Source organism: Paenibacillus albidus, assembly GCF_014644435.1.
Taxonomy (GTDB): Bacteria; Bacillota; Bacilli; order Paenibacillales; family Paenibacillaceae; genus Paenibacillus_AQ; species Paenibacillus_AQ albidus.
Map to the genome: position 1 here is coordinate 281,546 of NZ_BMKR01000001.1, position 25,642 is coordinate 307,187.

At 49.6% G+C, this 25,642-nt stretch carries 18 protein-coding genes; 7 read left to right on the forward strand and 11 right to left on the reverse strand.

From position 1 onward, the window contains the following. Positions 1-220: 220 nt before the first annotated feature. Positions 221-1,321: a M23 family metallopeptidase gene (locus tag IEY53_RS01245; protein WP_189021796.1), complete on the forward strand. Its 1,101-nt coding sequence runs from the start codon at positions 221-223 to the stop codon at positions 1,319-1,321. Between the two features lie 345 nt (positions 1,322-1,666). Here IEY53_RS01245 and IEY53_RS01250 read toward each other — a convergent pair whose 3' ends face one another. After that, on the reverse strand, positions 1,667-3,367 hold the full coding sequence (locus IEY53_RS01250; RefSeq protein ID WP_189021797.1) for an alpha amylase N-terminal ig-like domain-containing protein: 1,701 nt from the start codon (positions 3,365-3,367) through the stop codon (positions 1,667-1,669). A gap of 126 nt (positions 3,368-3,493) precedes the next feature. On the opposite strand from IEY53_RS01250, the gene IEY53_RS01255 reads away from it, so the two are divergent. After that, positions 3,494-4,507, forward strand: a complete 1,014-nt coding sequence (locus IEY53_RS01255; protein WP_189021798.1) for a LacI family DNA-binding transcriptional regulator — start codon at positions 3,494-3,496, stop codon at positions 4,505-4,507. Between the two features lie 29 nt (positions 4,508-4,536). Here IEY53_RS01255 and IEY53_RS01260 read toward each other — a convergent pair whose 3' ends face one another. From IEY53_RS01260 to IEY53_RS01275, 4 genes are all read right to left on the reverse strand, one after another. Next, on the reverse strand, positions 4,537-8,316 hold the full coding sequence (locus IEY53_RS01260) for a carbohydrate binding domain-containing protein (RefSeq protein WP_229695906.1): 3,780 nt from the start codon (positions 8,314-8,316) through the stop codon (positions 4,537-4,539). An 89-nt stretch (positions 8,317-8,405) separates the two neighbouring features. Beyond that, positions 8,406-11,387 (reverse strand): alpha-amylase family glycosyl hydrolase, encoded by a 2,982-nt coding sequence (locus IEY53_RS01265; protein WP_189021799.1) that lies wholly within the window; start codon positions 11,385-11,387, stop codon positions 8,406-8,408. 377 nt (positions 11,388-11,764) lie between these two features. Further along, positions 11,765-12,433 (reverse strand): alpha/beta hydrolase, encoded by a 669-nt coding sequence (locus IEY53_RS01270; RefSeq protein ID WP_189021800.1) that lies wholly within the window; start codon positions 12,431-12,433, stop codon positions 11,765-11,767. A gap of 636 nt (positions 12,434-13,069) precedes the next feature. Next, the gene (locus IEY53_RS01275; RefSeq protein WP_189021801.1) at positions 13,070-14,083 is read right to left on the reverse strand and encodes an ABC transporter substrate-binding protein; all 1,014 of its coding nucleotides are present in this window, start codon (positions 14,081-14,083) and stop codon (positions 13,070-13,072) included. 209 nt (positions 14,084-14,292) lie between these two features. Between IEY53_RS01275 and IEY53_RS35690 the strand changes: the two genes are divergently transcribed. The 5 genes from IEY53_RS35690 to IEY53_RS01295 all read left to right on the forward strand — a co-directional run bounded on the left by IEY53_RS35690 (position 14,293) and on the right by IEY53_RS01295 (position 19,442). Continuing rightward, entirely contained in the window at positions 14,293-14,415 is a 123-nt protein-coding gene (locus IEY53_RS35690) for a hypothetical protein (RefSeq protein ID WP_268240740.1), read from the forward strand. A 393-nt stretch (positions 14,416-14,808) separates the two neighbouring features. Next, a complete protein-coding gene (locus IEY53_RS01280; protein WP_189021802.1) occupies positions 14,809-15,567 on the forward strand; it encodes an endonuclease/exonuclease/phosphatase family protein in 759 nt (252 codons plus the stop codon). A gap of 30 nt (positions 15,568-15,597) precedes the next feature. Next, positions 15,598-16,695: an extracellular solute-binding protein gene (locus IEY53_RS01285; protein ID WP_189021803.1), complete on the forward strand. Its 1,098-nt coding sequence runs from the start codon at positions 15,598-15,600 to the stop codon at positions 16,693-16,695. A 9-nt stretch (positions 16,696-16,704) separates the two neighbouring features. Then, the gene (locus tag IEY53_RS01290; protein WP_189021804.1) at positions 16,705-17,715 is read left to right on the forward strand and encodes an ABC transporter ATP-binding protein; all 1,011 of its coding nucleotides are present in this window, start codon (positions 16,705-16,707) and stop codon (positions 17,713-17,715) included. A gap of 17 nt (positions 17,716-17,732) precedes the next feature. Further along, complete coding sequence (locus IEY53_RS01295; RefSeq protein ID WP_189021805.1) at positions 17,733-19,442, forward strand: ABC transporter permease; 1,710 nt, start codon at positions 17,733-17,735, stop codon at positions 19,440-19,442. Positions 19,443-20,047: 605 nt separating this feature from the next. Here the strand turns inward: IEY53_RS01295 and IEY53_RS01305 are convergent. The 6 genes from IEY53_RS01305 to IEY53_RS01330 form a co-directional block, all read right to left on the reverse strand. Continuing rightward, on the reverse strand, positions 20,048-20,530 hold the full coding sequence (locus IEY53_RS01305; protein WP_189021806.1) for a hypothetical protein: 483 nt from the start codon (positions 20,528-20,530) through the stop codon (positions 20,048-20,050). Positions 20,531-20,622: 92 nt separating this feature from the next. After that, entirely contained in the window at positions 20,623-21,723 is a 1,101-nt protein-coding gene (gene yunB / locus IEY53_RS01310) for a sporulation protein YunB (RefSeq protein ID WP_189021807.1), read from the reverse strand. Between the two features lie 139 nt (positions 21,724-21,862). Then, positions 21,863-22,477: a TVP38/TMEM64 family protein gene (locus IEY53_RS01315; protein WP_189021808.1), complete on the reverse strand. Its 615-nt coding sequence runs from the start codon at positions 22,475-22,477 to the stop codon at positions 21,863-21,865. A 249-nt stretch (positions 22,478-22,726) separates the two neighbouring features. After that, the gene (locus IEY53_RS01320; protein WP_308424197.1) at positions 22,727-23,602 is read right to left on the reverse strand and encodes a glycine betaine ABC transporter substrate-binding protein; all 876 of its coding nucleotides are present in this window, start codon (positions 23,600-23,602) and stop codon (positions 22,727-22,729) included. A gap of 10 nt (positions 23,603-23,612) precedes the next feature. After that, positions 23,613-24,446 carry an ABC transporter permease gene (locus IEY53_RS01325; protein ID WP_189021809.1) on the reverse strand — a complete coding sequence of 278 codons (834 nt, stop codon included), beginning with the start codon at positions 24,444-24,446 and terminating at the stop codon, positions 23,613-23,615. Beyond that, positions 24,446-25,642 (reverse strand): quaternary amine ABC transporter ATP-binding protein, encoded by a 1,197-nt coding sequence (locus tag IEY53_RS01330; protein WP_189021810.1) that lies wholly within the window; start codon positions 25,640-25,642, stop codon positions 24,446-24,448. Before IEY53_RS01330 ends, IEY53_RS01325 begins: the two co-directional genes overlap by 1 nt.

Here is a 25,642-nt window from a genome sequence, read left to right on the forward strand (position 1 = left end):
AAATTGAACTCTTTGCTGCATTAAAGTTGTTGCCTCATATTATAGCATGTGCAGTTGACAATTGCCTGTTTTTGTGAAAAATCTGGATAAAAAACGGTATAAGCAAATCAGCGGGGAAGCCTTGGAACCTTTAGGCAAGAAGGGATAAAAAACACGCTTTTGCTTCAATCTATAGGAAAAGTATCTGCGACAATACGCCCGGATATAGGAGGTTGTTCCCATGCTGTCCCTGTTCCAGAATATGAAAGAACGGAGAACTGTGCTCTGTCTGTCGGCAGCCGCCCTCTTGTGGTGCGGCATTGGAAGCCCAGCCGCAGAAGCCGCCCGGGTAACCGGCCTTAGAGAGGCATACGGTGCCGAAGCTGCATCCGCCCCGCTCAGCAAGGAGGCCTTGCTGCCTGCACGCCGAGAACTATACGAGCAAATAAGCGCAGCTACCGGAATTCCCTGGTTTCGGTTCGCGGCCATCGACCAGTATGAACGCACCATTGCCAAAAAGGCGAAACATACACCCGCACCCTCTCCCGCTGCATCCGCCCGTCTGACGGACATTCGGATTCCTGACCCTATATGGAACGGGCCCCTCAATCCCGACCAGTCCGACACCTCGCCAGCTTCAATCAGATTCTTCGGGGGCCTTGGCCGCGACGGTTCGGGAGACGGGCTGGCCGAACCGGAGAATGATGCAGATGTTCTATATAGCGTAGCCGGTCATCTGCTGAGCTATGGAAATTCCGCGAGCGACTTCAGCATAGCGGTCTGGGAATATTATCATAATGGCCGCGCGGCCCAGCGCATCAATCAGTTCGCCAAGCTGTATGAGCATTTCGGCCGGCTTGACCTGTCGGGCAGCGCCTTTCCTCTGCCTTTGGGAAATTTATATTCGTACCGCAGTACCTGGGGGACCGGCCGAAGCTGGGGCGGTGCCCGCATCCATGAAGGTACCGACCTGTTCGCCCCGCATGGCCTGACGGTCCGCAGCACCTGCTATGGTATTGTGGAAACCAAAGGCTGGAACCGCTACGGGGGCTGGAGGATCGGAATTCGCGATATTGAGAACCGCTACCATTATTATGCCCATCTGACAGGGTACGACAAAACGGTCTCCCGCGGGGATATTGTAAGTCCTGGCCAAACCATTGGCTGGGTCGGCAGCTCGGGTTACGGCAAACCGGGAACACAGGGCAAATTCCCGCCGCATTTGCATTTTGGCCTCTACAAGGACCGTGGCCTTACGGAATGGGCCTTTGATCCCTATCCGCTGCTAAAGCAGTGGGAGAATCAGGAGTACCGGGCGCTGAAGAATAAAAAGAAAAAGTGAGCCGTCGTAAGCTTTGAGTCTGTCCCATAAATGAAAATTTTAAAAACCGAAAAAAGACAGCAGAGCAGCGATTCCCCCGTTCCCCGGAGAATCGCTGCTTTCCCATTTTTGGACTTTTGACTGCATTTTGTGCATCAGAACGCGGGCAAACCTGGATTTTTTTCGATTTGGCTGCATTTTGTACATCAGGAAAGGCAGAACGGGCTGTATTTCGGTAGTTTCCGATGTTTCCGATGTACAAAATGCATCAGAACGACTTTCGAGCCCTTCCCGGAGCGATTTGGTTGTACTAAATACACTGGAGCGGCAGCCGGCCAAACTGGCTGTCCCGGCGGTAACAACTATTCACCACAACATCAGGCAGCCAAATGGCTCAATCTCCACGATCAGCCTGTCAGTGTTCCGGATAGTCATCCCGGACAGCAGATCGGTCAGTACATTTTTATCCGTACGGTAACGGCACAGCTCCAGATGATAGGGATTCGGGGAGTTGTTCAGAATCAATCCCATTTTGTCCTGTTCATTGCGCCGCAGATATCCAAGCACATTGCGGTGCTCATCGGTGAACCAGGGCCGGAATGAACCTTTTTGCAGCACTTCATAACTCTTTCTTAAGTCGATCAGCTTCCGGTACCATTGCTGCAATCCCGTATTCTGGTGCTGCTCCTCCCAAATCATCGGCTTTCTGCAGTGCGGATCAGTGGCTCCCTCCATGCCGACCTCATCACCGTAATAGATCATCGGAATCCCGATATAAGTCATTTGAAAAAATACAGCCAGACGCATCCGCCGCACGGCTGTGTGTTCATGGTCCCAGCCCCGTCCTCCCTGCTTGCATGCCGTCAGAAACCGCAGGGTGTCATGGCTGCCGATCAGCTGGAACATCGCCGTGTTGGCCTGGTCGTTATAAAGGGCTTCATGGTGGAGCAGCTGCTCCATGAACTGAACAGGCCCCGTCGATTGCGCCGCAAAAAACTCCAGCATGTCATCACGGAGCAAATAGTTCATTCCGCCGTCGAACTGGTCTCCCCTTAGCCAGGGACCGGAAGCATGCATGATCTCGCCAATCAGCAGCAATTCGGGATTGCTCGCTTTAAGCTCCTGCCGGAACCGGGTCCAGAACTGCGGATTGACCTCATTGGCCACATCCAGCCGCCAACCGTCAATTCCGGCTTCCCGCACCCAATATTTGGCCACAGCAATCATATAGTCGGCAGTCTCCGGGTGATTCAGATTCAACTTGGGCATATGCGCTTCCGCTTTGGCGAACGTTTCGTAATTGGGTGCAGGCGTCTGCACAACCGGGTAATCCCGGAGAAAAAACCAGTCCTTGTAGGCAGAAGCTTCACCTTTTTCCAGCACATCTCTAAAAGCAAAAAAGGTATCCCCCGAGTGGTTGAACACCGCATCCAATATGACCTTAATGCCATGGGCGTGCGCATGATTCACCAGTTCCTTCAAGTCATGTAAATCCCCAAAAGCAGGATCAACGCTATAATAATCCGAGGTATTATATTTATGCTCGGACGGAGAAGCAAAAATCGGTGTCATATAGACGGTAGTAACGCCCAGTTCCTGGAGATACGGAATTTTGGCCGATATTCCTTGCAAATGACCCTGATGATAGCTGCTGGGATAGATCTGATACGCAACCGAACCCGGGGCCCAGGAAGGAATCTTTAAGGCCTCGGGATGATGTATGTACGCATATTGAAAAGAACCTGCACGTTCGCGGTTCCCGGATATTCCCCTCTCACCAAACCATACGAATTCTCCGGCCTCGCCCGCCACGTGGAAGAGATACCTGCTTCTTCTTGCAGCTGTCTCAAGTATAGCCTCATAAATCTCATAAGCACCGGCTGAGCCTATCCGCTCCATAGGTGTGGGCAGCTCGCTGCCCGGTGAATCATAACGGTCTGCGTGGAGCACCGTACAGATCAAGCTGCGGCCCCCCTGTACAAACAACCTCAGCTTCAGCGTACCTTCTCCTACCGGAAAGGCAAACGGGTCTTCACTGGCATGAACCATAAACCACTTGTGGGACATCACATTCCATTCTCCTTTTATCTAATTCTTGTGTTCGTTTGATTTGTATTTCCGCCTGATAGAGGGCTTGCTAGATTTGTGTTATTATGGATATAAAATACCGCTTCCAGGTCAAGAGGGATTACGATGAAAGTTACCATTTCGGATATTGCCAAAGCTGCCAATGTGGCCAAATCCACCGTATCGAAGGTGCTGAACGATTCACCCAAAATCTCCCGGGAAACGAAGCTCAGGGTCCGGCAGATCATGAAGGAAATGAATTATACCCCCAGCAGCATCGCTACGGGATTGGCCCGGCAAAGCAGCTATAATATTGGCCTGCTGGTTGACATGTCCAAGGGAAGCGAATTCCTTAATCAGTTTTTCTATAACATCATCGGCGGAATCGAAAGTGTTATCGGTTCCCTAAAATACGAGCTTACGATCGCAAATGTCCAGCACAGCAGTCCGGAGGACCACTTCCTGAACAGACTCGTGCACAGTAAACGCGTGGACGGAATTATCGCCAACAATTCTGTGCTGACAGAGGCGCTGGCTGCAGAGCTGGACCGTCTGCAGTTCCCATATATCGCCATCGGCGAAATCCCGGCTCCGGGGAGCTGGGTGGATTTCGACAATGAACTCGGCGGGCGGATGCTGACCCAACATTTGCTGACCCAACGCTATTCGTCTATTGCTTTTATTGGCGGACAGCGGGACGAGAAGATTTTTACCCGCCGTTATAACGGGTATGCCCAGGCCTTGGAGCAATCCGGCCTTACTGCTTCGCAAGACCGGATTATAAACGGCAAGGCCGACGAGCATGAAGGCTACCGGGCTGCGCTTACGCTGCTGCAAAATCCCGACCGGCCGGATGCCATCGTCTGCATGACCAACTACGCCGCCTTCGGTGCACTGCAGGCGGCCCGCGAGCTTGGCATCAACGTCCCAGCGGAGTTAGGCATCGCTGCATTTGATGAGTATCCGCTGTCCCGTTACACCACCCCTCCTTTAACTTCACTTAATATTGATACTTTCAAGCTTGGCGTGTCTTCCGGGCATCTACTGATGGAGCGCATCAGCGGCGGAAGCGGGCTTCCCTCCCGGCATTTGCTGCTGGAGCCGGAGCTGATCCTGCGGGAATCGACCACAAGAAATTGATTCTATGCTCTACCCGCTGCCGAGTGCCGTTATTGATCCTTCCAGCGCAACACCGTCAGACTCACGGTCTGTGCCCCGCCGGAGGGGGTCAGCGTACGGTTGGCAATGTCTGCCCCGTTTGAAGTGCTCTCCACTGAAGCCCAGGTGCCGCGCGTCACCTTGTATTGAACAGCTGTTCCTGCCGGGAGATTCAGCGTAATCGAATATACGCCGTCGCTTCCTTTCATTAACTGGTACGCGGCATCTGCCGCATTCCAGCTGTTGAACGAGCCGGTCAGATAGACCGGACCGCTGCTTGGTGTCGTAGCGGGGACGTTCACCCTGAACGTAACACTGTCGGCCTGCGGTTCTCCGGCACTAATGCTGCTGTTCACCAGACTCCAGGTGCCGCCGTCAAAATGATAATTACTGCCGCCATTGTTGTCCCACGTGCCGGCCCCATTGTTAAAGGCTGCGGTCAGTCCGCTCGCGCTGCCCAATTCAACTGTGGCTGTGCTGTATCCGCTGAAAGCGGAGGCAGTCATAGGTACACCCGGTGTTGTAGTCCAGGTTGTGGCTCCATCCAGCTTGTAATGGATATACGAACTGCCAAAGGCGGAATTCTTGTAGTAGATCGTGGCCGTATTCCCAATCGGCGTTGGTGTCGGCGCTACCGTCGGCGTTGGTGTCGGCGCTACTGTAGCCGTTGGTGTCGGTGCTACCGTCGGCGTTGGCGTCGGTGCTACCGTCGGTGTTGGCGTCGGTGCTACCGTCGGTGTTGGTGTTGGTGCTACCGTTGGCGTTGGCGTAGCAGTCGGTGAGGCCGATGGTGTTGCCGGGCCACCCGAGGTGATGTTGCCCGTTGGCGTGTAGGTCCAGGTGCCGGTGCCGAACAGGTAATTGCTGCCGCCGTTGCTGTCCCAGGTTCCGCTGCCGTTATTGAAGCAGGCTTCCAATTGGGCGGCAGAGCCGATATTGATAGTAATCTTGTGGTAACCGGCCACTTCGGAAGCCGGGATGGCCACTCCGGGCGAAGCCGTCCAGGTGCCGCCCGCCGGACGGTAATGAATATAAGGCGTGGCATAACCTTTCTTATAGTACACCGTCACATTGTTTCCGGCCGGTGTCGTCGCCAAGGCGGCAATACTGAAACCGGACAAGTTGCCGGATGCATCGTACGCTTTGACCTTATACTCATAAGCAGTGCTGGCAGCCAGGCCATTGTCTGTATACGAATTGGCTGTTGATGTGCCGATTTTGACGCCATTGCGGTAAATCTCATACCCTGCCACCCGGATATTATCCGTCGCGGTATCCCAGGTTAATTTGACGGATGAGGCGTTGACAACTGCGCCGCTCAGATTCGCCGGTGTACTTGGATTTTCCGTGTCAGGTACGTTAGGCTGATCCGTAATAAATGGATGTGTTCCTTCAATGGTCCCCTGCACGTTTTCGGTATATTTCCCATTTTCCAGATTGTATTTGCCCGCTCCAACGAACACCTGCTGGATATCGCTGCGGGTTACATTTCCTTTGGTATCCGTTGCTTCAATATAGTAATCAAGCAGTTGATCACGGTAATCGGAAATATAACTGAAATAGAGATTGCCGATGTCGGTGGCAGGCACTTTTTCCATAATCACTTTGCTGCCGGGCTGCCAATCCACGCCATTGATATCTGCGCTGAGGTCACGCACCTGCATCGGATACGTCTGCCATTCCCCTACTTTGTCCGGGTCAATACCGGATACTCCCGAAGCAGCCAAAGCGGCAGGATCATACACCTTAAAGGTATTGTCGGCCGCATCCGCCGTCTTATCGCGGTGGGCCCTCACTTTGACCTTGATGTCGCTGATGCCGCTGGTGTCATAGGCATACGTATAGATGGAGAAGACATTATTGAAATGCTGGAGTGTCCAGCCTTCCGCCTTGCTGACATTAGCACTGCCAGGGTTGTAAGGATAACGCTGCGGCCACCATACAGACGGAGCGGTCTTATCTTTAGCCAGATTCTGGTTCACATAAGGTTTGGAGAAGAATAGGGATTGGTTAAAAGACAACGCCGGCTTCACACTGTCATCCACATTCTCGTCATAATAGCCGAACCCCGAATCCATGGCAGGAAGCAGGAAATACCAGGCCAGCTCTGCAGGATTGGCTCCCCCGGCATAATCATTCGCCACATTGCCTTTCACCGGAAAAGACAGCATCCAAGGATTCAGCTGATTGCCGTCAAACGTGATTTCTTTATCCAGCGCCGTAGTCGGCTTCCAGTGGTTGGGATGATCATCCAGCCAGATTTGCTCGGCGGTTTGAGCATAGTTCAAGGATGCCTGAAGCAGGGCAAAATTCCGTTCCAGATAATGGTAGCCTTTTTCAAAAGAAACGGTCATGCCGTCTTCGATCCCCGAGAGGTTTTTTTTCGGGGCCAAAGTGGTGCCATTCACCTGATTAAAAGCAGCAAATTGCCCTTTCCATATCCCAAACGGCAAATGCCAATGATACCAGGTCGGATCAGAAGAGGAGTCGCGGGTATCAATCCAGGAACCATCCTGTACATGCACTACGTCCGAAGCGGCCGGAGTGTTGCTCTTCAGATACTCATCAATTCCCATCCCGGTCACGCCGCTGTCGGCATACGTCACATTTCCCGCATTACGCCAAGTCTCCTCAGAACCGGCACGGCCGGAGGAATTATCCCCGTCATGGGCGACCACAAAAATTTGTTTTTGCGCCACCAGATTCTCAAACGGCTTCAGCGCATCAGCTTTGACCTCACCCAGATACCCCTCTTTCCACGATTCGGCCTGGGCGACCGGAACACCTACCACCTTCGATTCCGCGCCGGTGCCCGGGTCTACATAACGGACCCAGTGGGCGGTCGAAGCAAACGGATATTTGTTATGCACCACCTGCTGTTCATTGAACATGGATTCACTGACCCAGGAGCCGGCGGTACTGACATTCTGCAGATCACTCCGGTTGGGCGGGGAGACCATGGTATCCGCTCCGGGGCTGTTCAGCAGCGGATAGTCCTTCAGCGTGCGGGAGAAATGATTGTTGCCGATGACCGACCACTGAATCCCCAGCTTCTCCAGTACCGGAATGATACGTTCGGAGAATCCCAGTTCCGTAGGGAAGAAACCTTTGGAAGACTTATAATCATTCCCCAAAAAATACGGCTGAGCCAGCGTAGCTCCATGATTGATCATATCCTTCAGCAGATAATCGTTCCCCACCAGCGGCCCCATGGTATGGTGGCCCGAGAAATGGACCATATCCATGGTGTTTTTCCCATTGCTGGTCTTAAGCGAATTATAGGCTGACTTCCAGGGAGTTCCCCAGGCAGGATTGTTGTACCCGCTGATGTTGCCGCGTTGAATGATATTATTGACATTATTCACGACAGAGCCGGACATTGTAACATGCATCTGCGCCTGCGGATGGTTGCTGCGCAGCGTATTCGCTACGCTCCAGGGCCAGCTTAGATAAGCGCCGGTCTTGGCATGGTGCGAATAATACGAGACCAGATCGTCGTGCGGCATCGGGGAACCGTTCGGTAAATAATAGGGGTATAAGGGCGGCGGACTCTGCTTCAGCTGAATGACATCCCCGTCATACGTGTAGCGGATCGGGCTGCCTACAGCGGCTGAATTGTAGGCGTTCACATCATAATAGGCCCAGAAATTCGGCATATGGTTATGATAGACATGCGTTGCGGCAATATCTGCCGAGACTAAAGTAGCCGTTGTCTGTGCAAGCAGGAAGAGACTTAGCAAGGAGGCGGCAATTTTACGCCATTGACCGGAAGGATGCACGGCAATCCTCAACCCCTTTCGATTTCATGACAGTGGTAGTTTTGTCGTTATTTAATACTCGGGGAGTGTTCAGATCCTCCTGACACTCCCCGAATGTATAGTTATTGATCCTTCCAGCGCAACACCGTCAGACTCACGGTCTGTGCCCCGCCGGAGGGGGTCAGCGTACGGTTGGCAATGTCTGCCCCGTTTGAAGTGCTCTCCACTGAAGCCCAGGTGCCGCGCGTCACCTTGTATTGAACGGCTGTTCCTGCCGGGAGATTCAGCGTAATCGAATATACGCCGTCGCTTCCTTTCGTCAGCTGGTACGCGGCATCTGCCGCATTCCAGCTGTTGAACGAGCCGGTCAGATAGACCGGACCGCTGCTTGGTGTCGTAGCGGGGACGTTCACCCTGAACGTAACACTGTCGGCCTGCGGCTCTCCGGCACTGATGCTGCTGTTCACCAGACTCCAGGTGCCGCCGTCAAAATGATAATTACTGCCGCCATTGTTGTCCCACGTGCCGGCCCCATTGTTAAAGGCTGCGGTCAGTCCGCTTGCACTGCCCAATTCAACTGTGGCTGTGCTGTATCCGCTGAAAGCGGAGGCAGTCATAGGTACACCCGGTGTTGTAGTCCAGGTTGTGGCTCCATCCAGCTTGTAATGGATATAGGAGCTGCCAAAGGCGGAATTCTTGTAGTAGATCGTGGCCGTATTCCCAATCGGCGTTGGCGTTGGCGCCACCGTTGGTGTTGGCGTCGGCGCTACTGTAGCCGTTGGTGTCGGCGCTACCGTCGGTGTTGGTGTTGGTGCTACCGTCGGTGTTGCCGTTGGGGCTACTGTCGGCGTTGGCGTAGCAGTCGGTGAGGCCGTTGGCGTTACCGGGCCACCCGAGGTGATGTTGCCCGTTGGCGTGTAGGTCCAGGTGCCGGTGCCGAACAGATAATTGCTGCCGCCGTTGCTGTCCCAGGTACTGCCGCCATTATTGAAGCAGGCTTCAAGCTGGGTGGCTGAACCGATGTTGATGGTGATCTTGTTATAACCTGCGACTTCCGAAGCCGGGATGGCCACTCCGGGCGAAGTCGTCCAGGTACCGCCCACCGGACGGTAATGAATATAAGGCGTAACATAACCTTGTTTATAGTAGATCGTCACACTGTTGCCTGCCGGTGTAATTATCGCAGCGGCGGCGCTGAGGAGCGACAGGTTGCCGGCGGCATCCAGAGCTTTTACCGTGTAGCTGTAAGTTGTACTGCCTAATAACCCGGTGTCGGTGTAAGAAGTGGAAGCCGTCGTTCCAACCTTTACACCATTGCGATACACTTCATATCCGGTCACGCCCACGTTGTCGGTGGAGGCGGTCCAGCTGATCAGTGCACTGGATGCATTTTGCACTACAGCCGTAACATTGGAAGGTACTGTCGGCGCTTCAGTGTCCGTGATCTGAGGCTGTTTGGCATAGATTTTAGCCGCATTGGCCCCTACGCTTACTGTGATCTGCTTGCCGGTTACACCGCCGGCCTGTACGGTTACCGTATCCGAGGTGTTCAACTGATTAACCAGCACTGTTCCTGCCGTAAGTGTGCTCTCCGCACGCAGTGGGATGGTTACCGTCTGCGTACCGCCGGAAGCATTGCTGAACACGGAGATGACCTCCTGTCCGACATTCGTGCCGCTGTCAATCCGGCGGGAGAAGGCATACAGATTCTGCGCGGACCACATTTCACGCTGGGTGCCTGTGCGCAGGGCGGCGAAATTTTTGCGGATGGTGTTCAGCTTCGCTACGTATTGATAAGTGCTTGTATCCTCCTTAAAATAATTCTCCTGCACGTTGCCGTTTGCATCGCGCTTCACCATCGACCACCGGTTCCAGGTATCGGCAATGCCGCCGGTGATAATTTGTCCGTTGCCGTTGCCTTTGTTCTGTTCCGTCCCCTGAAACACAACAGGCGTGCCGCGCACGGTAAAGATAAAGGTTAACGCATTCTGGAGCTTGGCTACACTCCCGCCTGCTTCGGTCAGGAAGCGGTTGCGGTCATGATTGTCGATAAAGGTGACCATATGGCCCGCATTCCCGTTATAGTAGGAGTCCTGGGCCAATGTGCTTTTGACAGTAGATTCAAAAGATTGCCCATAGGCAAAGCTGTTCAGCACGGAGAAGAACAACGGGAAGTCCAGCATCCCCCACTCCTTGTTCTGACCGACCCAACGCGAGACAAATTCGGCATTGCCGTCAAAGTTCTCGCCAAAGGTGTTCACGCCGAGCAGATTTTGCAGCTCTCCGATATCCGTCGGCTTCATCAGCTTGGCCGCATCCACACGTGCGCCATCGGCTCCCGTATAGTCGAACCAATTCTTAATGGAACCGAATATTGCAGCTTTGGCCGCAGGCACATCAAAATCGATATCATCCAGCCCGGCCAAATCATGGTTCTCCATGTAATCCTGTGCCCACTGGTCATATCTGCCATCCGCGAGACTCCAGTTAATATCCCCGTTATGGTGGTACCACGCCGGATTGTTAAACGGAGCGGCCGGCTGCAGGCTGGGAATATCATAATAAGTCTGGGTCCCCAGCATATAATCGCCGATATGGTTCGGAACCACATCAATGACGACCTTAATGCCAAGCGCATGGGCAGCGTCTACCAGCTCCTTCAGCTTTTCCTTGGTTCCAAAATAAGGATTCGCTTTATTCGGATCCTTGACGTTATACCCGTGGTAGGCGGTATTTTTCCCCGTTCCGTTATTGTCCCGGCTGGTTACCTGCGGTTCAGCGACCGGAGAAATCCAGATGGCGGTGTAGCCCATATTGTGGATGTAGGGGAGTTTATCGATAACCCCCTGCCAGTCCCCGCCTTTCATATAACGAAAATCCTCTTCCGAAGTCTCCCCATACCGGATAGCGGTCCCCGTAGCATTATTCGAGGAATCTCCGTCATGGAAGCGGTCAACCATAATCTGATAGATGGTGTCGTTCTCGTTAACGGTTCCGATACTGGCTGCTTGAACCGTTTGTGGGGCAGCTACAAATAATTGGATGGCAATTGAAAGAATCATTGATGTGATCAGAAGGGGCGCAAGCCATTTTTTACGTTTCATTCCTCATCTCCCTCTCTTAAATAAAGCGCATTCAAAACTGTTCATGTTCCTGCCTTACTGTTCTTACAAAGCAATGACGGTAGTGAAGGGCTAGTCCTGGCGATAGCGTGGTGATTCTCTGTAAAGGCTGGCAACGAAATGAAGATTGGATGGACTGAATGAATTAAAAGCGGAGTGGACACATGTGTCGGCCGAAGAACATCGATGAATCAGAATAGGGTGAACTAACAAAAACAGTCGGGAAACCGGTTTCCCTACTAAAAATTACCATGGTTCTTATGTATTGTCAACCTGCAAATTAGAGCTTTTCCCACGCTAAAAAAGGCTCCGCCGCCTTCATTGACGAAAGAGCCTTGCTTATCGGATTCGATGGTCCGTTATCTGCTTCCCGCATTCTGAATAAACTGCAGTACTTCATTCATGATCCGGTCTTTGTCTTCACAATGACAAACCATATGACCGCTGCCCTCTATCAGCATAACCCGTTTATTCGGAGCCTTGATGGTCCGCTGCAAATACTTCGCACTTTTGGTCTGCACCAGATGGTCACGCTGCCCTTGGACAATCAAGGTAGGCGTCTCAATCAACGGATACACCTCAAAGCTCTCCCGCACAAGCCGCCGGAACTCCCAGGTAGCTTTGGGAGGTGTTGAGCCAAATTTCCTCCAGTAATTTCTTAGCATCGCCTTACTGCTGAGTGTCTTGACAATCTCCAGCGGATTAAGCGGAAAGACAGGAGTGGACAGCAGGGTGAGCGACTTGATCCGGGGTTTATAATGCACGGACAAATGGGATGCAATTAAAGCCCCGGTAGAAAATCCTATCAAGTGTACCCCATCCTCCGTGCGGAGCAGCTCCATCAATTCATCTTCCGCACTGCGCTGCCAGTCATGCCGGTCGGAATTGCGCAAGTCATCCTTGCTTCCCCCATGTCCCTTCAGTGTAAAGGTCCGCGAGCGGTAATGGTGCTGCTCCATAAATCGTGACAAGGGTGAAATCTCATGCTCCCCACCGGTAAAGCCGTGTATGAACAGACAGCTGTCCATCGTATCCTCCTCCTTTCATCTTAGATCTAGAATGCCAAGCCCCTGTCTTTTTATCCCTTACTTCCACTATATTTCTTTTTTCACGCAAAATAAACCTCAGCCCTATAAGGCCAAGGTTCACTACAGGACAATATTGCAGAAACGCTGAGCCTTCCACTTAGACTCAACGCGAATGGAAAACCTTTGCACCACACACACTTCTGGAGGAATCACAACACCGGTCCGGTTGAGATAATTTTGATCTCCGCTATAGCCGCTCAACCTAAGGCATTTTTGCCTTCACTTGGGCTTTTTCCGCCACAGCCGCTCATCCTAAGGCATTTTTGCCTTCCACTTGGGCTTTTTCCGCTACAATTGCTCATCCTAAGGCATTTTTGCCTTCCACTTGGGCTTTTTCCGCCACAACTGCTCATCCTAAGGCATTTTTGCCTTCCACTTGGACTTTTTCCGCTACAACTGCTCAACCTAAGGCATTTTTGCCTTCCACTTGGGCTTTTTCTGCTACAACCCGGGAAACGTGCGAAATCTCGCGTTAACGCTGTTACAGATGCCCATAGAGACGGGAGAGTTCAGCCCCAATATTCTCAGGTTACTCGGGTACAGCCCCTTTCGATAACGGTCCATATTACCTATCCATTAATATTTGCGTTTCTCCACTTCATCAGAGGCAATCTCTTGCGTGAAGATGTCTTCTTCCGGGACCATCTGTTTGGGGAGTGTCCGGCCAGCCATAATTTCATTGGTTGCTTGCATCAGCAAGGGCCCCAGAAGCGGATTGCATTCGACCACGGCATTGATCTTCCCCTCTTTCATTTGTTCGAAAGCACGGCGGGTCCCATCTATGGAAATGATAACAAGATCTTCGCCGGGCCTAAGTCCGGCCTCTTCAATGGCTTCTACGGCTCCAATCGCCATATCATCGTTATGCGAAAAAAGCACCTGGGGCCATTCTTCCCGGGGCAGCTCCAAAAATTGACTCATCACCTTTCTCCCCTTCGCCACCGTGAAATCGGCAACTTGGCTTAGGCTGACCTGAAAGTCCGGCGCTGTGCCGATCGTCTCGCGGAAGCCGCGTCCGCGGTCGATCGACGGCGTAGATCCAACCGTACCCTGAAGCTCCGCAATTTTTACCGTACCCGTTCGATGGCGCATTTTATCCAGCATGTATTTGGCCGCCTTGACGCCTTCTTCATAAAAATCTGAGCCGATAAAGGTGACATAAAGCGAGCTGTCTTTCACATTGACAGAGCGGTCCAGAATGATAACAGGAATACCAGCCTGCTTCACTTCCTTAAGAATGGGCTCCCACCCGTACTGAACGACAGGCGCAATGGCGATTACATCCACGTTGTTCCGGATAAAGAAACGAATGGCCTCGAACTGTTTCTTCTGCGACTGCTCCGCATTTCTCATCATCAGGGAAATACCCGCCTCTTCAGCGGCTTCTACGATGGAAGAAGTGTTAGCTTCTCTCCATGTGCTTTCCGAGCCGAGCTGGGAGAACCCCAGCACATAGGATTTGGACGGAGGCGGAACGACCGGAATCTCAGATTTGAGCAAGACATCCGGCGGAACGGAAGGTGAAGAAGAAGTCTTCACTGGCCCGTTATCTCCACTCCAGCAGCCTGCAAGCAGCAGAATCAATATCATCGGCCGCCCCCCGTTTTACCAAAGTCATCATCCCCTCATCCGTTGATAACGTTTACATAATAATCAAAGCTGCGCTCATTTCCTTTATGTACAGTGTATTCCCTGCCCTTGCTTGCGCTGCCTCTATTTATATGTGTGGAAAAACGGACGCCATGCCGTTGGAGACAATTTTTCTCCTGTCAGGGGGCCTCCGTTTTAAACTCTGGTGTGTGATTTCGCAGAACGAGCAAACTTGGGGTGAGGCTATTATCCGCACGTTGCTCTCCCTTGTCCAGGAAGAGGAAATCGGTGAATTTATCGACACAGGAATAACCCGGCAGCTTGCTCCTTAAATCGGTGAATGAAGCATTGAACGTATCATCCGGACTGCCCTTTTCCGATCATATTGTTGGTGGTGCCGCCAAGCTTTTGGGATTCAAGCGTCCTGGTAGATATGTAGCCGTCTTTCCAGAAAGGACAACTGCAACATGAGTCCAAGTATGAACCTCCCTACCGCAGGGAGGTTTTTTTATCCGTTTGTTCTTAACTACATTTTGATAAATTCCAGTAGAAAATAAATATATATGTTTATTTACTTGCCGATAACATAGGGAATATGTTTGTAAGGTATTTTTATATAAGCGTTGAAATAGAGAGAAAGAAATCGCTCATTTAACGTTGAAGTGATAGCAGATTGTAAAGAACTCAGAGGGGGAGTTATTTTATTGGACCTAATATCCTATAGTTTGGCCACTGTTAATGTGCGTTTTGATAATCCTGCTGATCAAGAAAACGCTTGGGGTTACCGAAAAAAGCATTTTCTCGAAATGATGTCGTATTATTCTTGGGATGTTGCAGGATTACAAGAAGTTTGCGGCAATCAGCTGGAGGATATTTCAAGACTATCTGAATATAGTTACGAAGGCATTGGACGAGAGAATGATAACGTTAGCGAGCATGTACCTGTCCTTTATAAAAAGGACAGGTTTGAAAAAGAAGATGGCGGTACTTTTTGGTTATCCTTAACACCTGATTATTCCTCGAAATCATGGAATTCCGATTGTAAGCGTATATGCACCTGGGTCAGGTTAAAAGACATCCGGAACGGCAAGGTATTTGTATTCTTAAACACGCATTTGGACCACGTGAGTGAGGAAGCAAGATTTAAGAGTGTGCAGCTCCTTAAGGATTGGATTGAAGAGCATGCTTCTAATGTGCCTGTCGTGCTGGCAGGAGACTTTAATGCTTTCCCGGAAGAAAGATGCTATCAGGTGATTACTGGAATATTACAAAATGCTAGACAAGCTGCGAACGCAGCACACTATGGGCCCACCGGTACCTTTACAGGCTTTGATTACAGTATTGCATGGGAAGATTTAAAGGAAATTGACTATATTTTTGCGAGCCGGCATGTAAATGTCCTAAAGACGAGAACCGTTGTTGACAGCTTTGATGGAAGGTATCCTTCCGATCATTTTCCGGTAACGGCTGTGGTAGAGTTTTAATAAATTGGGAATACAGAGGAGCAAATAATTATGAGAAAAATATTGAACTTGATTCTGCTAACGATCACATTAGGGTTAATCGTAACGGCTTGCGGAGGCAATAATACTGCCAATACGGCAAAACCTGAATCTTCGGCGGCAGATGAACCAGCAGCGAATGAACCCGTTAAGAATGAAAAGCTTATCATATATACGAACGCAAATTCGGACGGCCGAGGCGAGTGGTTAATCGAGCAAGCGAAAGCTGCCGGATTTGAAATCGAGCTTGTTGGAGCAGGCGGTGCTGATGCAACGGCTCGCTTAATCGCCGAGAAGAGCAATCCGGTTGCTGACGTCGTATTTGGACTCAACAACATGCTGTATGAAAGCTTGAAGAAAGAAAATGTCCTTGTGAAATATGTTCCGGCATGGGCTGGCGAAGTTGAAGAAGGCTTAAACGATCCTGAAGGATATTATCATGGTCTTGTTAAACAAGCTATTCTCTTAGGATACAACCCAACGAGTTACACAGCAGAAACTGCGCCGAAAGACTGGACGGATTTATATAACAATCCTGAATTTCACGGTAAATATGAGGCTCCTACTCTTCTTGGTCAAGTTACCCCGCGACTTGTAGTAGCAGGTATCCTCACCAGATACAGAGATGAAAAAGGTGAGTATGGGATTTCACAAGCCGGTTGGGATGAAATCAAGAAATTGTATGACAATGGTGTTGGAGCCATCGAAGGTGAAGATTTCTATGCAAATCTCGCAAGCGGCAAAACACCGCTTGGAACTGTCGTTTCCGGTACGCTGGACGCAAAAGAAGAGCAATATGGCGTGAAAGCAGGAACGGTTAGTCCTGAAGTTGGAGTTCCTATGATTGTAGAACAGGCGGCGATTATTAACGGGACGAAGAAAATGGAAACAGCAGAAAGATTCATCGAGTGGATCGGCTCCTCAGAGGTTCAAGGGAAATTCGCTGCACAGTTCAACAGTATGCCAGCAAATACGAAAGCTGTCGCACAAGCAAATGACGCAGTGAGGGAACTCTACTCATCACTTAAAGCGCAAGCCTTGGAATGGGGATTTATTGCCGATCATATCGGAGATTGGGTAGAGAAGATTGAACTGCAAATTATGAAATAGGGAGCATATATGATTACATTTAAGGATATACAAATTAAATTCGGTGATTTTCATGCGATAAAAAATCTGAATCTTAACATCAAAAAAGGGGAGTTTTTCACCTTTTTGGGTCCTTCAGGCTGCGGCAAAACAACCATCCTCCGCAGCTTGGTTGGCTTTATTAAACCTTCGAGCGGACAGATTTTGTTGAGTGACAGAGATATCACGGATGTGTCCATCGAAAATAGGGGGATTAGCATGGTGTTTCAAAGCTATGCCCTTTTTCCTACTCTAAACGTATACGAGAATATTGCTTTTGGATTACGGGTTAAAAAAATCTCGAAATCCGAAATAGATCGGGAAGTTAGGGACATTGCCCAGAAAGTGGATTTAAAAGAAGCCCAGCTCAGCAAAAAAGTGTCTGAGTTATCCGGTGGACAGCAACAACGGGTTGCCATTGCAAGGGCACTTGTATTAAAGCCGAGTATTCTCGCTTTGGATGAGCCTTTATCCAATCTGGATGCCCAGTTAAGAGTACAACTGCGTAATGAGTTAAAGAACCTGCAGAAGAAGTTTGGAATTACGACCATTTATGTGACACATGATCAGGAAGAAGCCTTAACATTGTCCGACCGCATTGCTGTATTTAACAATGGAATAGTTGAACAAGTCGGTACACCACAAGAAATCTATAATCGATCACAATCGGAGTTTGTGTGTAACTTCATCGGGGATATAAACAAAATCGATGCGGAAGTGATTCAAAACAGTCAATTAAAGAATTTCATCGATCCTTACAAAACAGCGTACATTCGAAATGAAAAAGTGAGTCTGTCTGCCTTGCCTCAGCATAAAGATGTTGTTCAATTAAAGGGGAAAATAGTGGATCAAGAATTTTATGGACTGTATACAAAGTATTTAATTGAAGTTGCTGGAGGAGGATGTCTAAAGACCATTGAGAAAGATAACGGGTTTGATGATAACAAGGTGGGTGACGAAATTGACTTTTATATAAATGCGAACGATATTCTGCAATACTAAGGAAGGAGGGAGGTAGGTTGAAAGCAACAAAAATAAGAACCGCTGGTTCGCCGGTCAACGGATCAGCTTTTATTTTATATGGTCTGATTGCCTGGTTTGTAATTACCTTTCTGATTTATCCGAATATTAATGTTTACTATGAAATCTTTTTTAGCGATGGGAATTTCTCATTTGAAGCCGTAAACAAGCTGTTATCATCCGACCGCGCGATGAGGAGTTTATACAATAGTTTTATATTAGCAATATCGCTTATGGTTACAGTTAACATTGTAGGGGTTGCTTTAGTTCTAATCGTGGATTATTTTGATATTAAAGGTGCGAAAATATTAAGACTTGGTTATTTTACAACGCTTATCTACAGCGGTGTTGTGTTAGTGTCCGGGTACAAGTTTGTTTATGGTGAAAGCGGGTATATGACAAAGCTGTTTGCGAATCTGTTTCCTTCTTTTGATACAACATGGTTTCACGGATACTGGGCCGTTTTGTTTGTCATGACTTTTGCCTGTACGTCCAATCATGTCCTCTTTCTAAGTAATGCCATCCGTAAAATAGATTTTCAAACGGTGGAAGCCGCAAAAAATATGGGTGGTTCTACCTTTTATATTCTTTGGCGTGTGGTTCTGCCGGTATTAAAACCAACGATGTTTGCGTTAACGATACTCCTTTTTTTAACAGGGCTGGCGGCAACATCGGCTCCTCTGATTCTAGGCGGAACAGAATTCCAGACCATTACACCCATGATCCTTACTTTTTCCAAAAGTCTTGCTTCCAGAGATTTAGCGGCGCTTCTGGCACTCATTCTTGGACTTTCAACTTTGGTTTTATTGACTATTATGATCAGGTTCGAAAAAAACGGGAATTTCATATCCGTATCCAAAGTGAAATCAGTGCTTGTTAAGCAAAAAATCAATAGTAAAATCGGTAATATTGCTGTACATTTGATAGCGTACTTCCTGTTTTTAATCTATATCATTCCGGTCCTGCTTATTGTCATTTTTTCATTTACCGATGCACAAAGTATATCTACAGCAACCCTGAATATTAGCAGATTCACCTTCGATAATTATATTCAGGTGTTCTCCAGCATGGCCGCGTTTAAACCTTATTTGGTCAGTATCCTATATGCAGCAGGAGCATCAATAGCAGTTGTAGCCCTGGCTTTAACTGCATCCCGAATTTTGCATAAATATAAGAACAAATGGACGAATTTCCTTGAGTATTCTCTACTCATCCCGTGGATGCTGCCATCGACATTAATAGCAATCGGTCTAATCGTAACTTATAGTACACCGAAAATGTTAATTGGAAATACCGTTTTGGTTGGAACGGTATGGATGTTATTCCTTGCTTATGTGATCATACACATTCCTTTTACACTTCGAATGGTTAAAGCGTCCTTTTTCAGTTTAGACAATAATCTTGAAGATGCAGCGAAAAATTTAGGGGCCAAACCCTTTTATACATTTAGAAAAGTATTGCTGCCCATCATACTCCCGTCAACTTTAGCAGTGCTTGCCTTGAATTTCAATGGCATATTGGCTGATTATGACCTTACTGTGTTCCTTTACCATCCTTTGTATCAGCCCCTTGGTATTGTTATCAAAAACAGTACAGACGCACAGGCTGTGGCTGACACAAAAGCATTGACTTTGGTGTATTCCGTCATTTTGATGATCATATCTGCCGTTATATTGTATTTTGTATATGGAAGGAAAAGTAAATCTTGAAAGTTTGGTTTATTTCTTAACATTATACTCAAGCTAATCGTAAGATAGAAAGAACCGGCAGTAAAGACTGGTCACGCTGGAACAATACAGCAAAGCCGTTGAAACCTGCGAAAGGCAATATAACTCCAGGTCAAACAGCTAAAGGATATCGGCTGGTGCCAAGAGCAGTGGCGCAAGCAAAGGCGGTAGCGGTAAGTAACTTATTCTAGTGCGATACTTATACCTTTAAGTAACATCTGATTTTGAACGCTAAAATCAGATGTTTTTTAAATTCAGCATGAGATTAATAAATATATAAATGAAACGGTCTTTTGCTCCAGGAGAGAAACCGACAGGTTAATTGCTGCGGGATAAATTACAATCAATGGTACCGGGTAGTCAACTTTTACCTGGAATAACAATTTGCACTCTGGAGCGAAGCTCTTCAAACCAGGGAACTGTAAGATTAACAATCTAATCAGTCAACAGCATCTCCCTGATTTCCGCAAGATGCTCCCCTTTGGTCAGTTGTGTCTGTCTCCGTGATATACCACATACCGCCCAAGACGTTCCGCAGCATCCCCTGACCGCCAAAAAGACCGCCAATTTCCTGGCGGTCTTCTTCCCTAATTCGTAATCATCCCAGCCAGCAACCAGCCCTCTGCCCCCTGCACAAATTTCAAGTAGACCTCGCTGGCGGATTCCCGGAGTACCGCAAATCCCAATTCCATCTTCGTTCCCGTCTCATCCAAGTCATAGAACCGGTATTCCAGATTGCCAAGATGGAGATCTTTCAGGAAATTCACCTCAATGATCTGGTCACCATAACGGTGGCTGATGATATTCTGATCTTTGTTTATGGTGACACCGGTACTTGCCACAGATTGTAAATAGTCATAATCCTTCTGTTCCATCGCATCGAAGATTCTAAACGAAAGGTTCAAGGTTTCCCTTAGCGCGGAGCGGACAGCTTCTTCCTGCTGGCTTACCGTCTCTTCCTGCACCGGCGGCCGGTCAGACGTGGCAGTTTGTTCCGGCAGAGCGGAATCACAACCTGTCAGCATAACCAGCAGAAGGATAACATATCCCGCCTGCCTTCGTACATCCACAGCAAAACCTCCTATTCGGGAGGAATAGACCTCCCAACCTTTAGTTTTACCTTGGATTTTACTATATTAAGGAAATCCAATCCAGAAGAACACTAAGGCGTACCGTTCTCAGCCTTGCCGCTATCCGCATTCTCCTCCGCAGGTACGTTTTGCGTATCCCCGGAGTCCGGAGCCTCTCGAAGCTCGCCGTTGCCCGAAGTCTCATCATTTCCTGCAGGATCACCGCTCGGAAGAGGCGGAGCTTCCACTTTCGTCCCGCCTGCAGCAGGTCCAGGAATCGCAATCCCCGGTGCATTGGCACCGTTCTCTCCTACAGGCTGGCCTTGGTTGTCGTAATAGTACATCGGGACATCGCCTACAACCATCAGATACGATACAGGAATTTCTGTATCCACCACCTGCGGCTCTATATCAAACGGAATGACCACAGCTACCTCCGTCACAATATGGATGTATACCTCGACCAGAATCATATTGATTCCGGCATTTTGCTGACGGGTATTCAGTTCAACCTTGACGGCGCCCTGCGGTTCGATTTTGATCGGAATATCGGGGCCGAAGGAGGCAATAAGCGGACTGCCCAGCGCCTGGCCCAGGGGAATACGTTCAGTCTGGTTGTGAAGCTCCTGCAAGGTGGATTGAATCACTTCTGCCGCTTGTGAAGTAATCCGCATATGCTCACTGTAATTTAGCATGAAGCCCGATATTTTGCCGCCGCTGTCGGTCTTCCAGTCAATCAATTCTTCCGCATTTCCACCATCCACAACTTGGGAGGTAATGGCTTTATTAATGGATTCTGTGGCAATCTGCTTCACCCGGATCTGCGCCAAATGAACAATTGGCGGCTTCAGATGCTTTTCTACATAACGCACCCCCTGAAGTAACAGCAGAATCATTACCAGCGTAAAGACCAGCCAGAACCTGCGGCGGCTGCGGGGTTTTCTCGGCTCTCCGGCCAAAGCGGCTTTCCCGCTTGCTCCTCCCCTGAACAGCCGCAGAGGCGTTCGGCTTCGTTTGGCCGCAAAATAAGCTCCCTGCTGCGGCCGGGCGGCCGTCTTCCCCGGTTTGGCTTTGAACCCGGCGCTTCGGCCAGCGGGCCGGACATGGCGCTCCCCGCTTATTCTGGGCAGCCGCCAACGCCCCAAGTCCGGTACTCTCAGCTTGCGGCTGCCCCATTTTTTAATTCTGCCCATTATGAATGTCCCTCCTGCCTTACAGCGGCGTCCAAGCCGCCTTCACTTGTATAAAGGTATTCAGGACGGACACAAAAAAGAAGAACGTTTCCACCGGCAGAACTTAACCGTGAACACGTTCTTGCATGACTGAATATAATCAGGAACCCAACCGCTTGTGTTTGTCTTCCTGCAGATGGTCCCAATGCCTGCGGATGAAAATGGCAAGGAGTACAACAATAAATACGGCATACCACGCCAGGAAACCGTTCCATTCCTCCCGCGGGACTATAAGTGTCGAGCCGATTGTTCCAAAAAGCCAGATATAGGACAGGTTGCCGAGAATCGTGCCCCAGATAAAGGAGGAGACGGACAGCGGTGAAACCGCCGACATCAGGTTGATCACATTGTTGGGGATAATCGGAATCGTGCGCAGCAGCACGATGGTCCAGATGCCATACCGGTTAATATAACGCTGCCATTTGTCATACCGGTTCAGCTTGTTCCCCCATTTGCGGTCGAACCAGTCCATGAAGAATCTCCGCGCCAGAATAAACACTGCAATTCCGCCCAGATTACAAGCCAGCCAGCTGATCAGCATCCCTCCCATAACATCAAATACGGAGACATGAAGTACGATCAATATGGCAAAAGGGAAGAATCCAAACAAGCTTTGCAGCAGGGCGAGCGGGATTGTGGCAAACAGAATATAAGGGCCGCTAAGGCCAAGTGTTTGCAGCAGCCAATCAATCCATGAATTAATCAATTCTGTCATGGTGCAGTCTCCTCTCTGGGACTCCTCGCAGCACCTGCCTGCTCTTTCCCCGCATAAACCATAAGTCAACAACTTTTATTTTCAAGAAAAACACCCCTTACGGGGTGTTTATTAAATGAAAAGGGTTTATAAGTGTTCATGTTAGGAAACAGTCCAACATTTATAAGTTACAGTTCTGTATCCATATTTACTCCATCATAACACATTTTTAAATCTACTGTAAAATGGTTAGAAAATAATCAACTGTTCTTACTCAGTACCTGCAATCCAAGTATTAACCTTGTCTTGGTTCGCTTCCACCCAAGTCTTGGCCGCTTCTTCCGGCGAAGCTCCGCCTTGGATTTTCACCATAACTTCAGCCATCTCTTCCGGTGTCCACTCGAACTGATCCAGGAACTTGTATACCTTCGGCATATCTTCCTTCAGCCCTTTACGAACCATAGTATGGATCTGTTCATCCCCGCCGTATACATTCTTGGGGTCTTCCAAATATTTGAGATCCATATTGGCGAACATCCAGTGTGGAGTCCAGCCGGTTACCACGATGGATTCGTTGTTGTCATACGCTTTTTGCAGCTCCTGCGCCATAGCGGCCGAAGAGCTTTCCACCAGGGTGTAATCACTCAGCGCATATTGCTCCAACGCTTTTTCCGTAGCCATCATAATGCCGGCTCCCGGCTCAATACCTATAATTTTGTGATCCAGCGCAGTACCGTTCTCCGCCTTCGTCAGATCTTCAATCGAAGTCATGTTCATGTAGGCTGGAACAGCCAAGCCAATCTTGGTACCCTCTAAATTAGCGCCCAGATCTTCGACTTCATTCCCGTATTTCTCGAGATACGAGGCATGCGTGCTTGGCAGCCAAGCGGCCACCATACCATCCGCACTGCCGTCAGCAACGCCTGCCCACATCGGGCCTGCATCGACCTGAAGCATCTCCACAGAAGCCCCAAGCTTCGATTCCAGGACTTCCTTAACCACATAGCTGCTGGCGATTTCCGAATCCCAGGCCACGTAAGCCAACTTCACCGTATCTTTATTGCCAGAGGAACCGGAACACCCGGCAACCGCAATGGCAAGCACTACAAGCAGCAACAAACTGATTCCTTTTTTCATCTTATTCATTCAAACACTCCTATCGTTTTTTGGGTTTCAAAGCATTTTGCGTCAAACGGTCCAGCAAGATCGCAATAATAACGATGGCAATCCCCGCTTCAAAGCCGGCTCCGGTCTTAGCCTGGGATACCGCGCGGTAGACAAGTGCTCCGACACCTTGCGCACCAATCATGGAGGAGATGACGACCATTGACAGGGACAGCATAATCGTCTGGTTCACACCGGCCATAATCGTAGGCATCGCAATGGGCAGTTGCAGCTTGATCAGCTTCTGCGTTGGCGTCGAACCGAAAGCATCCGCAGCTTCCACCAGCTCAGAGGAAACCTGGCGAATGCCCAGGTTAGTCAGCCGAATCGTAGGCGGAATTGCAAATATAATAGAGGCAATAACACCCGGGACTACACCGAGCGAGAAAAAAGATACCGCGGGCAGCAGATACACAAATGCGGGCATCGTCTGCATAAAGTCCAAAATCGGGGTTACTGTATTTTTAACGCCATTGCTTTGGGCACATAAAATACCGATCGGCACCCCAATGATGACAGCCAGGATCGAGGCGGTCAGGACGAGTGCCAGCGACTGCATCGACGGGTTCCAAAGACCCAGGTTATCAATTAGCAGCAGGCCAATCACTGCGAACAATGCCATGCGCCATTTGCCGATCCAGTAAGCAAGAGCGGCAATAATAACGATAAGCACCAGCGTAGGCGGAACGGTAAGTATTGTTTCGATGCCTTCCACCATACCGCTGATCACATTCAAGATAAATTTAAACACCGGGCCAAAATACGTGGTCAACCAGTTCTCCAACCATTCAACCCCGCGGCCTAATGGCAGTTTTGGGATATCCATCAGTTCGCTCCTCCTTCCGGTACCGCATTGCCGGCGAGGGCAGAAAGAACGGCTCCTTTAATGACAATGCCTTTCAATCGATCCGACTCATCAACGACCGCTACCGGCAAATGCGTCTCCGACATCAGCTCGAACAGATCATTTAACAAGGTATCGGGTGTCACACGCGGAATTTCCCGCCGCAGGACATCCAGAATTGTTTTGTTTTCTTTCAGCGCCAGTAAAGCATCTTCAGCGGTGATGACACCTTGCAGCTTCGTTTCTTTATCCACTACATACAGACTGGATACTCCACTGTCGCGCATCAGTTGAAGTGCTACGCGGGGACCGCGCTCAGGTCTGACCAATTCCGGCTTGCGCATAACATGTGAGGCGGTCAACACCTTTGACAAATCCACATCCTCCACGAAGCGCTCCACATACTTGTTCGCAGGCTGGATCAGGATTTCTTCCGGTGTGCCGATCTGGACAATGACTCCGTCCTTCATCAATGCAATCCGGTCTCCAATGCGCAGCGCTTCATCCAGATCATGCGTAATGAATACAATGGTTTTCTTCACACGGGACTGCAGCTCCAACAGCTCCTGCTGCATATCTTTGCGGATCAGCGGATCAAGCGCACTGAAGGCCTCATCCATCAGCAGTATATCCGGATCATTGGCAAGTCCCCGAGCCAGCCCGACACGTTGCTGCATGCCTCCGCTCAGCTCATCGGGACGGGAATTCTCCCACCCTTTCAGCCCTACAAGCTCTAATGCTTCCATGGCACGCCGGGTTCTTGTCTCTTTCTCTACACCCTGCACCTCAAGCCCATACTCTGCATTCGCCAGCACCGTACGGTGCGGGAACAGAGCGAACTTCTGGAACACCATACCGATGTTCTTGCGCCGGAACTGCCGCAGCTGCTCGGCATTCATCTTCACGACGTCCTTTCCTTTAAAAAGGACTTGCCCCGCAGTAGGTTCAATCAAACGGTTCAACAGACGAACCAGAGTTGATTTCCCGCTGCCCGACAGTCCCATAATCACGAATATTTCCCCTTCTTCAATACTGAATTCAGCTTTGTTCACGCCTACCGTCAGTTTAACTTCCTGGGCGATTTTCTCTTTGGACCACCCTTGTTCTAATAATGGAAGCGCGCGTCCGGTATCATGACCGAATACTTTGGTTAGTTGTTTGACCTCTATAATAGACAT